The organism is Staphylococcus gallinarum (genome assembly GCF_029774255.1).
GTDB classification, from domain to species: Bacteria; Bacillota; Bacilli; order Staphylococcales; family Staphylococcaceae; genus Staphylococcus; species Staphylococcus gallinarum.
The window spans coordinates 1,809,795-1,824,006 of record NZ_CP069082.1 but is presented as its reverse complement, the minus strand read 5'-3'; the positions used below and the strand labels follow the sequence as shown (position 1 = coordinate 1,824,006).

Annotated in this window: 12 protein-coding genes and 1 tRNA gene; 12 read left to right on the top strand and 1 reads right to left on the bottom strand. The window is 32.9% G+C overall.

Annotation, left to right across the window (positions count from 1 at the left end; genetic code table 11):
* Nucleotides 1-302 precede the first annotated feature (302 nt).
* The 12 genes from zapA to JN168_RS08455 all read left to right on the top strand — a co-directional run bounded on the left by zapA (nt 303) and on the right by JN168_RS08455 (nt 13,314).
* Nucleotides 303-569 carry a cell division protein ZapA gene (gene zapA / locus JN168_RS08510; RefSeq protein WP_042738956.1) on the top strand — a complete coding sequence of 89 codons (267 nt, stop codon included), beginning with the start codon at nt 303-305 and terminating at the stop codon, nt 567-569.
* Nucleotides 569-1,090: a CvpA family protein gene (locus JN168_RS08505; RefSeq protein WP_042738955.1), complete on the top strand. Its 522-nt coding sequence runs from the start codon at nt 569-571 to the stop codon at nt 1,088-1,090. The genes zapA and JN168_RS08505 overlap by 1 nt, the downstream gene beginning before the upstream one ends.
* A gap of 119 nt (nt 1,091-1,209) precedes the next feature.
* Nucleotides 1,210-2,922, top strand: a complete 1,713-nt coding sequence (polX, locus tag JN168_RS08500) for a DNA polymerase/3'-5' exonuclease PolX (RefSeq protein ID WP_279525768.1) — start codon at nt 1,210-1,212, stop codon at nt 2,920-2,922.
* Nucleotides 2,923-2,931: 9 nt separating this feature from the next.
* Nucleotides 2,932-5,280 (top strand): endonuclease MutS2, encoded by a 2,349-nt coding sequence (locus tag JN168_RS08495; protein WP_279525767.1) that lies wholly within the window; start codon nt 2,932-2,934, stop codon nt 5,278-5,280.
* A gap of 81 nt (nt 5,281-5,361) precedes the next feature.
* Nucleotides 5,362-5,676: a thioredoxin gene (trxA, locus tag JN168_RS08490; protein WP_042738952.1), complete on the top strand. Its 315-nt coding sequence runs from the start codon at nt 5,362-5,364 to the stop codon at nt 5,674-5,676.
* A 155-nt stretch (nt 5,677-5,831) separates the two neighbouring features.
* Nucleotides 5,832-7,619 carry an excinuclease ABC subunit UvrC gene (gene uvrC / locus JN168_RS08485; RefSeq protein ID WP_279525766.1) on the top strand — a complete coding sequence of 596 codons (1,788 nt, stop codon included), beginning with the start codon at nt 5,832-5,834 and terminating at the stop codon, nt 7,617-7,619.
* 338 nt (nt 7,620-7,957) lie between these two features.
* Nucleotides 7,958-8,569 carry a succinate dehydrogenase cytochrome b558 subunit gene (locus JN168_RS08480; RefSeq protein WP_042738950.1) on the top strand — a complete coding sequence of 204 codons (612 nt, stop codon included), beginning with the start codon at nt 7,958-7,960 and terminating at the stop codon, nt 8,567-8,569.
* A 40-nt stretch (nt 8,570-8,609) separates the two neighbouring features.
* Nucleotides 8,610-10,373: a succinate dehydrogenase flavoprotein subunit gene (gene sdhA, locus JN168_RS08475; protein ID WP_042738949.1), complete on the top strand. Its 1,764-nt coding sequence runs from the start codon at nt 8,610-8,612 to the stop codon at nt 10,371-10,373.
* A gap of 2 nt (nt 10,374-10,375) precedes the next feature.
* Nucleotides 10,376-11,188 (top strand): succinate dehydrogenase iron-sulfur subunit, encoded by an 813-nt coding sequence (gene sdhB, locus JN168_RS08470; protein ID WP_042738948.1) that lies wholly within the window; start codon nt 10,376-10,378, stop codon nt 11,186-11,188.
* A gap of 223 nt (nt 11,189-11,411) precedes the next feature.
* Complete coding sequence (gene racE, locus JN168_RS08465; protein WP_042738947.1) at nt 11,412-12,224, top strand: glutamate racemase; 813 nt, start codon at nt 11,412-11,414, stop codon at nt 12,222-12,224.
* Entirely contained in the window at nt 12,224-12,802 is a 579-nt protein-coding gene (locus tag JN168_RS08460; protein WP_042738946.1) for an XTP/dITP diphosphatase, read from the top strand. Before racE ends, JN168_RS08460 begins: the two co-directional genes overlap by 1 nt.
* A gap of 2 nt (nt 12,803-12,804) precedes the next feature.
* On the top strand, nt 12,805-13,314 hold the full coding sequence (locus JN168_RS08455) for a YfcE family phosphodiesterase (RefSeq protein ID WP_042738945.1): 510 nt from the start codon (nt 12,805-12,807) through the stop codon (nt 13,312-13,314).
* Nucleotides 13,315-13,843: 529 nt separating this feature from the next.
* On the opposite strand, the gene JN168_RS08450 is transcribed toward JN168_RS08455, so the two are convergent.
* A tRNA-Arg gene (locus tag JN168_RS08450) sits at nt 13,844-13,917 on the bottom strand.
* Between the last annotated feature and the right edge of the window lie 295 nt (nt 13,918-14,212).

Genomic DNA, 14,212 nt, shown 5'->3' with positions numbered 1-14,212 from the left:
CTTTTTTGAAATTACTGTTTCGATTGACAGTTTTCATCATACCATAGGATGAAACATACACACTACCCAACAACAATATGCATGAATAACTGTGATATCGCAATCGTTCAATTGTTCTAAAATTATTTGAAATCTTCGAACTATAAATTTTTTCAAATATAACAAATCACACCTCTTACAAAATAATATTTAGTCGTGTATAATGGTTCGTGATAAATATTCTAAATTAGAAATATTGAAAGTTATATGTTAGGACAAATTTTATTTTATTCGGAAATTTATATTAAGTCAGGAGTTATACTATGGGCGAATTTAAAAATAGGATAAACGTAACGATAAATGATCAACATTATACAATTGTAGGTGAAGATAATCCTGAGCACATTCGATATGTTGCACATCTAGTGGATGAACAGCTTAAGTCTCTAGGAAGAAAAAGTACAGGATTAGATACTACAAGAAAAGCGATATTAACAGCTGTTAATATTATGCATGAAAAAGTTCAATTAGAAGAAGAAAATTACCGTTTGCAACAAGAGATAAAGCAATTAAAAAATAGTGAAGATTAATGTTAATTGATTTATTAATCATAGTAATTTTTTTATACATAGGCATGATTGGGTTTAGAAGAGGCGTATGGTTAAGTATTATGCATTTAGGAGCGACTTTTTTATCATTGTACATTGCACAAAAGTGCTTTATTAAGTTGTCACAGTATTTAGAGCTCTTTATACCATTCCCAAAAACTCGAGCTTATGATATGCATTTTGCTTTTCAATTTGATAATCTACAGTTACGTTTTGACCATTTAGTTGCATTTCTAATTGTAGCTACAATTACGAAGGTTCTTTGTTATGCTATAATTGTTTGCTTTGATAATATAATCAAATATAAAAAAATGTTTATGTTGAGTCGGTTGATTGGTGTACTCTTAAGTATTGTTTCGTCAATAATTATATGCACTACTTTAATTTATGCTATGGCATTGTATCCTTTATCAATCATCCAAACACAGTTATCGCAATCTTTTATTGCTGAAATATTAATCTCACATATACCATTTATATCTACTTTTGTGGTCAATATATAAATTTTCCAACAATTAAACATATAATATATTAATAAAATATAGGAGGTCAGGGCACAACCGATTTACTGTTGATAGAGCAACGGTAACTTGTCTTGACCTTTTTTTATGGGGTGAAGGTAATGACGAAAAAAGATATTATTCAATTATTAGAGAAAATAGCAGTTTATATGGAATTAAAAGGAGAAAATACATTTAAAGTTTCTGCTTATAGAAAAGCGGCACAAAGTTTAGAAATAGATGAACGTCCATTAGAGGAGATTGAAGATGTAACTGAATTAAAAGGGATTGGTAAAGGCGTTGGTGAAGTCATTAATGAATATAGACAACACGGTACAACTTCTACTTTAGATACATTAAAGAAAGAAGTGCCGGAAGGGCTTATCCCATTAATGAAAATTCAAGGTTTAGGCAGTAAAAAAATTGCCAAATTATATAAAGAGTTGAATATTGATAATAAGGAGTCATTACAACGTGCATGTGAAAATGGCGAAGTCAGTGCATTAAGTGGTTTCGCTAAAAAAACTGAGCAAAATATTTTAGAAGCAGTTAAAGCGCTAGGTGCTAAAAAAGAAAAGTATCCAATTGATCAAATGAGAGGGCTTAACACAGAAATTAAAGCATATTTAGCTACAATTACTGAAATTGAAAAATTTGAGGTGGCAGGTAGCTTTAGACGTTTTAAAGAAATGAGTAAAGATTTAGATTTTATTATCAGTACACAGTCACCTTTAAAGGTGCAAGAAGCGTTGTTACAAATTCCCAATAAAGTAAAGGAAGTTGCAGTGGGTGCTACAAAAGTATCATTAGAGCTTGAATATGATGATGAAACTATAGGTGTGGATTTCAGGTTAATTGAGCCTGCAGCCTTTTATCACACGTTACAACATTTCACTGGTTCTAAAGATCATAATATTCGCATTAGACAATTAGCTAAAGAACAAGGCGAAAAAGTTAGCGAATATGGTATTGAGACTGAAAACGGTGAATTATTACAATATCAAAGTGAAGCGGAAATTTACCAACATTTCAATGTAGATTGGATTGCACCTGCAATTCGTGAAGATGGTAGTGAATTTGACAAAGACTTAACAGATATTATACAGCTCGGTGATATTAAAGGTGATTTGCATATGCATACTACCTATAGTGATGGCGCATTTAGTATTGAAGATATGGTGAAAGCTAATATTGCTAAAGGCTATGAATTCATGGTGATTACAGATCACTCCCAAAGTTTAAAAGTAGCAAATGGTTTATCTGTTGAACGTTTGTTACGTCAAAATGAAGAAATTAAAAAGTTGAATGAAAAATATAAAGAAATAGATATATATTCAGGCATTGAAATGGACATCCTACCAGACGGGAGTCTTGATTATGAAGATGAAATTTTAGCGCAATTAGATTATGTTATTGCGGCAATTCATCAAAGCTTTAATCAACCACAAGAAGAGATTATGCGTCGTTTAGAAAACGCGTGTAATAACCCTTATGTAAGGCATATTGCACATCCAACTGGTCGTATTATTGGTAGAAGACCTGGATACGAACCTGATATTGGACAACTATGTGAATTAGCGGAAAAAACAAATACTATATTAGAAATTAACGCCAATCCTAAGCGTTTGGATTTAAATGCTGAAACATTAAAAAAACATCCTAATGTTAAATTGACTATAAATACAGATGCACATCATATTGATCATTTGGAGTTTATGCAATATGGCGTTGCAACTGCACAAAAAGGGTTTGTAGCTAAAGATAGAGTAATAAATACTATGTCTAGAGATGCGTTTAAATCAATGATTGAAAACAATATTAAAATGAAGAAATAGAGGGATTGTATGAGACAGAAGTCATTAAATGTCTTAGAATTCGATAAAATTAAAGCACTCGTCGAAAAAGAAACAATGAGTGATATAGGTAAAGCTAAAGTAGCAGAAATGAGTCCAGCAACGGATTTTAAAACTGTTGAATTTCAAATGAATGAAACAGATGAAATCGCACAAATATACAATAAACATCGTATGCCTAGTTTAAGTGGTTTATCACAAGTGACTCAATTACTTCATAGAGCCAATATTGGTGGTGTCTTGAATGTTAGAGAATTAAATGCGATTAAACGTTTGATTCAAATTCAAAATCAATATAAAACATTCTATAATGGGATTCTAGAAGAAGATGAAGAAATCAAATATCCAATTCTGAACGATAGAATGGAACAATTACCGGTACTAAATGATTTATTTCAAGAAATTCATCAAAAATGTGATGCGTATGACTTGTTCGATAATGCTAGTTATGAGCTACAAGGCATTCGTAGCAAAATTTCTAGTACGACACAACGTATCAAACAAAATTTAGACAAAGTAGTTAAAAGTCAGTCCAACCAAAAAAAATTGTCGGATGCAATTGTTACTGTCAGAAATGAACGCAATGTTATCCCAGTTAAAGCTGAATATCGCCAAGATTTTAGTGGAATTGTGCATGATCAATCAGCTTCAGGTCAGACATTATATATAGAACCATCATCAATAGTGGAAATGAATAACCAAATTAGTCGTTTGCGTAATGATGAAAAAGTTGAATGTGAAAGAATATTAACGGAATTAACACGTATAGTAGCAGAAGAATCTGATGCTTGTTTAGTTTCAGAGTCCATCATAGGTCAAATTGACTTTTTAACGGCAAAAGCACGCTATGCAACAACAATCAAGGGTACGAAACCAGAATTTACAGCAGAGCGTACAGTATATTTACCTAAAGCATTCCATCCATTACTAGACAAAGATACAGTGGTTGCCAATACGATTGAATTTGCTAGCGATATAGAAACTGTTATTATTACAGGTCCTAATACAGGGGGTAAGACGGTTACATTAAAAACATTGGGGCTTATTATAATGATGGCTCAATCTGGTCTGTTAATTCCTACATTGGATGGTAGTAAATTAAGTGTCTTTGAAAATGTTTACTGTGATATCGGTGATGAACAATCTATAGAGCAGTCATTATCCACGTTCTCATCTCATATGAAAAATATTGTAGAAATATTAAAAAGTGCCACGAAAAATAGTTTGATATTATTTGATGAGTTAGGTGCAGGCACTGACCCAAGTGAAGGTGCAGCTTTAGCTATGAGTATATTAGACCATGTTCATGAAATTGGTTCACTAGTTATGGCTACGACACATTACCCAGAATTAAAGGCTTATAGTTATAATCGACAAGGTGTAATGAACGCCAGTGTTGAATTTGATGTAAATACATTAAGCCCAACATATAAATTACTTATGGGTGTACCTGGTCGTTCAAATGCCTTTGATATTTCTAAAAAATTAGGTTTAAATATTGAAATTATACAAAAAGCTAAATCAATGATTGGACAAGACGAACAAGAAATAAATGAAATGATTGCTTCACTCGAATATAACTCTAAACGTGTTGATGAACAGCGTATTGAATTAGAACAACTGTTAAGAGAAGCACAAGAAACACATCAATCATTAACAAAGCAATATGAGAATTATCAAAATCAAGAAAAGCAAATGTTAGAACAAGCTAAAGAAAAAGCAAATCAACGTGTGAAATCAGCAACTAAAGAAGCGGATGAAATACTTAAAGAATTGCGAGAATTAAGAGATAAAAAGGGTGCTGATGTAAAAGAGCATGAACTTATAGATAAAAAGAAACAACTAGACGATCAATATGAATCAACTTCACTAAAACAAAATGTTCAAAAACAAAAGTGGGATGAAATTAAAGCCGGCGATGAAGTGAAAGTATTAACATATGGACAAAAAGGTGAAGTATTAGAGTTGATTGACGAAAATGAAGCTGTAGTTCAAATGGGCATTATTAAAATGAAATTACCAATTGAAGATTTAGAGAAAACGAAAAAAACAAAAGAGCAACCTACAAAAATGGTTCGACGACAAAATCGACAAGATGTGAAAATGGAACTTGATTTGAGAGGCTATCGTTATGATGAGGCGATGGTAGCTGTTGATCAATATCTTGATCAAGCTGTGTTGAGCAATTACGAACAAGTTTACATTATACACGGAAAAGGTACAGGTGCCTTACAAAAAGGTGTTCAAAACCATTTAAAACAGCATAAAAGTGTGGCATCATATAGAAATGGTATGCCGAGTGAAGGTGGCTTTGGTGTAACCGTAGCAGAATTAAAATAAACGTGAGCAAGAGCTATGCAGAATAATATAAAGTCTGTTATAATTTGCTCATCATTTGAAATTTAAGGAGGATTGGCATTTATGGCAATCGTAAAAGTAACAGATTCAAACTTTGATGAAAACATTCAATCAGGAGTTAATTTAGTAGATTTTTGGGCAACTTGGTGTGGACCTTGTAAAATGATAGCACCAGTATTAGAAGAATTAGCAGGAGACTATGAAGGTAAAGCTAATATCTTAAAATTAGATGTTGATGAAAACCCATCAACAGCTGCTAAATTTGAAGTTATGAGTATCCCAACTTTAATCGTATTTAAAGATGGTGAACCAGTAGATAAAGTAGTTGGTTTCCAACCTAAAGAAAACTTAGCAGAAGTTTTAGATAAACACTTATAAGTCAAACTAAGAAGAACTGGGACATTATTTATTTAATGTCCCAGTTTTCAATTTGCAAGCAATTTTATATATTGCTAGACAGTTATTTGTTATTTTATAATATAGAGCAAGTTTCAGCAGTCAATAAAATATTATAATAGAAAGGAGGACACATAATGGAAACCTATCAGGCTGAAATTAAACAAAAATTGTCAGTTGTTCCTATGGAACCGGGTTGTTATTTAATGAAAGATCGTAATGATCAAGTGATCTATGTTGGTAAGGCTAAGAAGCTTCGTAACCGTTTAAGATCTTATTTCACAGGAGCACATGATGCTAAAACGACTAGACTTGTAGGTGAGATTCGTAATTTTGAGTTTATCGTAACTTCTAGTGAGACAGAATCTTTATTGCTAGAGTTAAATCTAATAAAGCAATATCAACCACGTTACAATATATTGCTTAAAGACGATAAAAGTTATCCATTTATAAAAATTACAAAAGAAAAGCATCCTCGCTTAATCGTTACGAGAACAGTAAAGAAAAATAGTGGTAAATATTTCGGACCTTATCCTAATGCATATTCAGCGCAAGAAACTAAAAAGCTATTAGATCGTATTTATCCTTTTAGAAAATGTGACAAAATGCCAGATAAATTGTGTTTATATTACCATATTGGTCAATGTATGGGGCCTTGTGTCTATCCTGTTGATTTAGAAAAGTATGCTGAAATGACTAAAGAGATATCGGATTTCTTAAATGGAGAAGATAAGACCATTTTAAATAATTTAGAGCAAAAGATGCTAGACGCTAGTGAAAAGTTAGATTTTGAACAAGCTAAGGAATATAGAGACTTAATTCAACATATTCATAATTTAACTAAAAAGCAAAAAATAACTTCATCCGATAATACTATAAGAGATGTATTTGGTTATAGCGTATCTAAGGGCTGGATGTGTATCCAAGTGTTTTTCATTAGACAAGGGAATATGATTAAACGTGATGCAACTATGATTCCAGTACAACAGACACCAGAAGAGGAGTTTTATACCTTTATTGGTCAATTTTATGATTTAAATCAACATATATTGCCAAAAGAAGTTCATATACCTAATCATTTAGATAAGGATATTATTCAGTCTGTTGTTGATACTAAAATAATACAACCATTAAAAGGTAAGAAAAAAGAAATGGTTGATCTAGCAAAGCATAATGCAGAAGTTACATTAGAAAATAAATTTGAATTAATATCAAAAGATGAGTCACGCACAATTAAGGCTATAGAAGAATTGGGAGATAGAATGGGGATACAGACTCCAATTCGAATCGAAGCATTTGATAATTCCAATATTCAAGGTGTAGATCCAGTATCAGCAATGGTGTCATTTATAGATGGTAAACCAAATAAAAAAGGTTACCGAAAATATAAAATCAAAACGGTTGAGGGACCTGATGATTACAAGTCAATGAGAGAGGTTGTGCGCCGTAGATATACTCGCGTGTTGAATGAAGGTACACCTTTACCTGATTTAATTATTGTTGATGGGGGTAAAGGACATATGAATGGTGTAATTGATGTCCTTGAAAATGAACTTGGTCTAGATATTCCTGTTGCAGGATTGCAAAAGAATGATAAACACCAAACATCTGAATTATTATACGGTGAACAAGCCAACATCATACCACTGAAGAAAAATAGCCAGGCATTTTATCTGTTACATCGTATTCAAGATGAAGTACACCGTTTTGCGATTACTTTCCATAGGCAAACAAGACAAAAGACAGGTCTTCAATCTGTACTTGATACGGTTGAAGGTATAGGTTCAAAGCGCAAGACAAAATTATTACGTACATTCGGCTCAATCAAGAAAATGAAAGAAGCATCAGTTGAAGAATTACAGGCAGCAGGTTTACCAGTTAAGGTTGCACAAAACCTTCGTCAAGCTTTAGATGACAAGAAGTGACAAAATTTATGGCATGAGAATCATTCTCATGCCCAAAATCTTATATTTTAGTGTTACAATATCTAATAACAGGGATTCTTTTTTTTAACAGTATATGTAAGCGTTTTATAATTGAGAAATATTATCAATTATGCATCATATTTTAGCAATTATGTAATTTTAAATCAGGAATATGCTTCAACGCTAAATTAGATGTACAACGAATAAGTTTAATTTACATGTCACCGTTAAATTTATTCGTTGTCTAGCATCAACTTTACTAAATAAGTAAACGCTTTACTATACACTGTATGAAAGAATACCAAATAAATTTATTTGTTTCACAGGGGGGCTTCCTTTTGGCATATTCGAAAAATCAATTCTATTTAAGACGCTTACACTCACTGTTAGGCGTAATTCCAATAGGTGGATTCTTACTTGTCCATTTGTTAGTAAACCATCAAGCTACTAAAGGCGTGGAGGCATTTAACAAAGCGGCAGGCTTTATGGAATCATTACCTTTTTTAATTGTATTGGAATTTGTAGTCATTTATATTCCGATTTTCTATCACGCGGTTTATGGTGTACATATTGCTTTTACAGCGAAGGAAAATGTAGGACATTACTCAAGATTTAGAAACTGGATGTTCTTGTTACAACGTTTGACTGGAATATTAACATTCATATTTGTTGCGATTCACTTATGGCAAACACGTATCCAACGTGCATTAGGTCATGAAGTTAACTTTGATATGGTACATGATATCGTGTCTAATCCATTTTGGTTAATTTTCTACATCATTTGTATGTTATCAGTAACATTCCATTTCGCAAATGGTCTATGGTCATTCTTAGTAACATGGGGTGTACTACAATCTAAAAGATCACAACAAATTTTCACATGGGTATCACTCATCGTGTTTATCGTAGTGTCTTATATTGGTTTAAGCGCTATTCTCGCATTTTTATAATTTAAAAGTCTTAGTTATATATTTAGGGGAGTGACAATTTATGGCAGAGAAGAAAGTTATTGTTGTCGGTGGTGGACTGGCCGGTCTCATGTCAACAATTAAAGCAGCAGAAAAAGGTGCACATGTGGACTTGTTCTCATTAGTTCCAGTTAAACGTTCACACTCTGTGTGTGCACAAGGTGGTATTAACGGCGCAGTTAATACTAAAGGTGAAGGTGACTCACCGGCTGTTCACTTTGATGATACAGTTTATGGTGGAGACTTCTTGGCGAACCAGCCACCAGTTAAAGCCATGACAGAAGCAGCACCACAAATCATTCATTTATTAGACCGTATGGGCGTAATGTTTAACAGAACAAATGAAGGTTTATTAGACTTCAGACGTTTTGGTGGTACATTACATCACCGTACTGCATATGCTGGTGCGACAACAGGACAACAATTACTTTATGCTTTGGATGAACAAGTTCGAAGCTTTGAAGTAGATGGATTAGTTAATAAATATGAAGGTTGGGAATTCCTCGGAATAGTCAAAGATGACGATAATATGGCTAGAGGAATTGTTGCTCAAAATATGACTACATCTGAAATTGAATCATTCGGTTCGGATGCTGTAATAATGGCAACAGGTGGCCCAGGTATTATCTTTGGTAAAACAACAAACTCAATGATTAATACTGGTTCTGCAGCATCAATTGTATATCAACAAGGAGCAATGTACGCGAATGGTGAATTTATTCAAATTCATCCAACAGCGATTCCTGGAGATGACAAATTACGATTAATGAGTGAGTCAGCTCGTGGTGAAGGTGGACGTATTTGGACATACAAAGACGGTAAACCTTGGTATTTCTTAGAGGAGAAATACCCTGATTATGGTAACCTTGTTCCTCGTGATATCGCTACACGTGAAATTTTTGATGTATGTGTGAATCAAAAATTAGGTATCAATGGTGAAAACATGGTTTACCTTGACTTATCACATAAGGATCCACATGAATTAGATGTTAAACTCGGTGGTATTATTGAGATTTATGAAAAATTCACTGGAGACGATCCACGTAAAGTACCAATGAAGATTTTCCCAGCAGTACACTACTCAATGGGTGGACTATACGTAGATTATGATCAAATGACTAACATTAAAGGTTTATTTGCAGCTGGTGAATGTGATTATTCACAACACGGTGGTAACCGATTAGGTGCCAATTCATTACTTTCTGCTATTTATGGTGGTACAGTTGCAGGGCCTAACGCTTTAGATTACATTGCAAATATTGAAAAGTCATACACTGACTTAGATGATGCTATGTACGAAAAAGCAGTTCAAGTAGAACAAGAAAAATTTGATCAACTATTAACTATGAAAGGTACTGAAAATGCCTATAAGATTCATAGAGAATTAGGGGAAATCATGACAGCTAACGTAACAGTTGTACGTGATAATAAAAAATTACTTGAAACAGATAAGAAAATTGTAGAATTGATGGAACGCTATCAAAATATTGATATCGAAGATACACAAACTTGGAGTAACCAAGCAGTATTCTTTACTCGTCAATTATGGAACATGTTAGTTCTAGCACGTGTAATTACGATTGGTGCATATAACCGTAATGAATCTCGTGGTGCGCATTACAAACCAGAATTCCCAGATAGAAATGATGAAGAATGGTTGAAAACAACACTTGCGACATATCAAGGTAAATCAGAAGCACCTAAGTTCACTTATGAACCAGTTGATATCAGTTTAATTCCACCACGTAAACGAGATTATTCTACTAAGTCTACAGGGGGTAAATAATCATGGCAGAGATTAAAGAAGCAAATGAAGCTCCAGTAAAAGATAATGAAAGCAAACAAAAAACGATTAAATTAATAATTAAACGTCAGGATAACTCGGATTCTAAACCATATGAAGAAGAATTTGAAATTCCATATAGAGAAAATTTAAACGTGATTGCATGTTTGATGGAAATCAGACGTAATCCAGTAAATAGTAAAGGTGAAAAAACAACACCAGTTGTTTGGGACATGAACTGTTTAGAAGAAGTTTGTGGTGCATGTTCTATGGTAATCAATGGTACAGCTAGACAGTCTTGTTCAGCTATCGTAGACCAATTAGAACAACCAATTAAATTAGAACCTATGAGCACTTTCCCAGTTATTCGTGATTTACAAGTAGATCGTACAAGAATGTTTGACAACTTAAAACGAATGAAAGCATGGGTACCAATTGATGGTACTTACGATCTTGGACCAGGTCCACGTATGCCTGAGAAAAAACGTCAAACTGCATATGAATTATCAAAATGTATGACATGTGGTGTATGTTTAGAAGTTTGTCCTAACGTTACTAGTAAAAATGATTTCGTTGGTGCGCAAGCAATTTCCCAAGTTAGATTATTCAATTTACATCCAACAGGTTCTATGACTAAGGATGAAAGATTAGATGCATTGATGGGTGGTGGAGGATTACAAGAATGTGGTAATTCTCAAAACTGTGTTAACGCTTGCCCTAAAGGAATTCCGTTGACTACATCAATTGCAGCTTTAAATAGAGAAACTTCATTCCATATGTTTAAGTCATTCTTTGGTTCAGATCATCAAGTGAACTAATATTTAAACTATGGTAAACAAGGCTTAACATTTGTGCTGAACAGATGTTAAGTCTCTTTTTTTATACTTCATTTAAGAAGCATATTTTAAAATAGATAAAAATTGGTGGAAATATTATATATAATTTAAAAAATATACCTACTTTAAATCATGATAAATGATTTTGAATTTATGACTGTGCTAAAATAAAGATTAAGTAAATAAATTGAGGATGAAGTCAAATATGGATAAACCAATAGGCGTTATTGATTCAGGAGTCGGCGGTTTAACAGTTGCGAAAGAAATTATGCGCCAACTCCCAAATGAAACCATTTATTATCTAGGGGATATTCAACGTTGCCCTTATGGACCAAGAGAAGGTTCAGAAGTTAGAAAATTCACGACAGAATTAGCTGAAAAACTTATGACATTTGATATCAAAATGTTAGTAATTGCGTGTAACACAGCAACTGCTGTAGCATTAAACCATTTACAGAGTTTATTGCCAATACCGGTTATAGGTGTTATTGAACCAGGTGCACGCACTGCAATTATGACAACAAAGAATCAAAATGTTTTAATTCTCGGTACAGAAGGTACAATAAAATCGGAAGCATATAGACACCATATTAAAAATATTAATCCTAATGTTGAAGTTTCAGGTGTTGCATGTCCTGGATTTGTACCTTTAGTAGAAAAAATGCGTTACAAGGATCCAACTATTACAAGTATTGTTATGCATCAAACACTTAAACAATGGCGTAATAGTGATGCGGATACGATTATTCTTGGATGTACGCATTATCCATTATTATATCAGCCAATCAATGAATATTTTGGTGGTGAAAAGGTTGTCATTTCATCTGGTTTAGAAACTGCACGAGAAGTGAGTGCATTATTAACATTTAGCAATGAACACGCAGGTTATAAAAGAAAACCGAAGCATAAGTTTTTTGCAACAGGTGATACAGAACACATTGAGCGTATTATTGAAGAATGGTTAAATATGAAGGTGAAAGTAGAACGAATAGAAGTAACATGTGAGGAGTCGAAATAATGGAAGATATTGTAATTGCAACTAATAATAAAGGTAAAATAAATGATTTTAAAGTTATTTTCCCAGACTATAATGTTATTGGTATTTCAGAAATTATTGAAGGGTTCGACGTGGAAGAGACAGGTGATACCTTTGAAGCTAACGCTCGTTTAAAGTCAGAAGCTGCTGCTAAAGCATTGAATAAGAGAGTAATTGCTGATGATAGTGGGCTAGAAGTGTTTGCATTAAACGGTGAACCAGGTGTTTACTCCGCCAGATATGCTGGTTTAGATAAAGATGATAATGCTAATATTGAAAAAGTACTAGCGAATCTTGAAGCTGAAACAAATCGAAAGGCGCAATTTGTATGTGTCATTAGTATGAGTGCACCTGGCGAAGAAACTAAGCAATTTAAAGGAACAGTACAAGGAGAAATTACCTTGAGTAAAATTGGCGACAATGGATTTGGTTACGATCCAATTTTTTATATAGAAGATAAAAATAAAACAATGGCTCAACTATCGCCAGAAGAAAAAAGTGAAATCAGTCATCGCGGCAGAGCAATAGATAAGTTGAAAGCATACTTAGAAGGTGAATAACAATGACAAAATGGATATTAATTAGTGACAATCATACAGAGCAAGGTATTTTATATGATGTATTACAATATCATAAAGATGTTGATGTTGCAATTCATTTAGGTGATTCTGAATTTTCATATGATGATACAGAGCTAAGTCAATTTTATAGAGTAAAAGGCAATACTGATTTTTATCCAGAATTTCCAAATGAAGAAGTAGTGCAAGCCAATGGTGTAAGGGCTTTTTGTACGCATGGTCATCTGTATAGTGTGAATCGTAGTCGTATGCAGTTAGCTGAACAAGCCAAAGCACATGAATGTCAGTTTGCGTTTTACGGACATACACACGTGGCAAAACATGAAACTATTGGTGGTGTTCATGTGGTTAATCCTGGAAGTATTTCACAATCTAGAAGTAGCATAGAAGAAAGCTATGTCGAATTAATAATTGATGAAACAATTGGACAAGCAGAACTTAAATTAAGAAATCGACAACATGAAATTATAGACCAAGATAAATTTGAAATTTAAACATAAACCCATTTGTATTCAGTAAAATGAATATAAATGGGTTTATGTACTTTTTGTATTATTGTATAAGTGATTAATTAATTTAGTTATCTAAGAACACTTTAAATATGGAAAAACTTCCAATGAAAAGGAACCATAGCCTGTGTTATTTGATGAAAATAGTCTTAAAGAAACAAGATTTCCATTGTTATTGATTACATAAGCACTATTAAAACAACCTAGACTATGAAACATCGTTTTCTAAATACCAATGAACGCAATATAACTAGCTAACAGATATTTAATGATAGTGGAGTAGCCAAGCTGTTATGTCGGCACTATGAAAAGGCAAATGGGATAATGATAATATACAACTGAAAACGATACAAATATAGAAAAGCCCACCTAAATGAATAGGTGGGCTTTAAAAATATTACTTTGGGTCCCTAAAAATTAGTTTAATATAGTACATTATTGATGGACAAAATAAAAAGAATCCCGTCATTATGGGATTCTTAGTTTTGAAAAGTGTTTAAATTTCAGTTATTAGCGTCCTGGGAGGGATTCGAACCCCCGACCGATGGCTTAGAAGGCCATTGCTCTATCCAGCTGAGCTACCAGGACATATCTCTTTTGAACACAATAATTATTATATCGAACTTGTAATGATAAAGCAATACTCCACCTATCAAAAATAAATATGATTTTTCACTATAATGGTCTTTTTATCTTCTTTTAGATATAATTCTATGAATTCAATGTAATTAGAACTATAAACTTGGTTGATGTTATCGTGGTTAATCAAATTTAATGCTACTTTATCAGAACATTTTCAAAAAATAATTAGCAATACGTTCAAATTAAAGAGCTAAATGGTAGTTTATTTAATTATCTAAGATAAATTATAAACTAAGTTAAG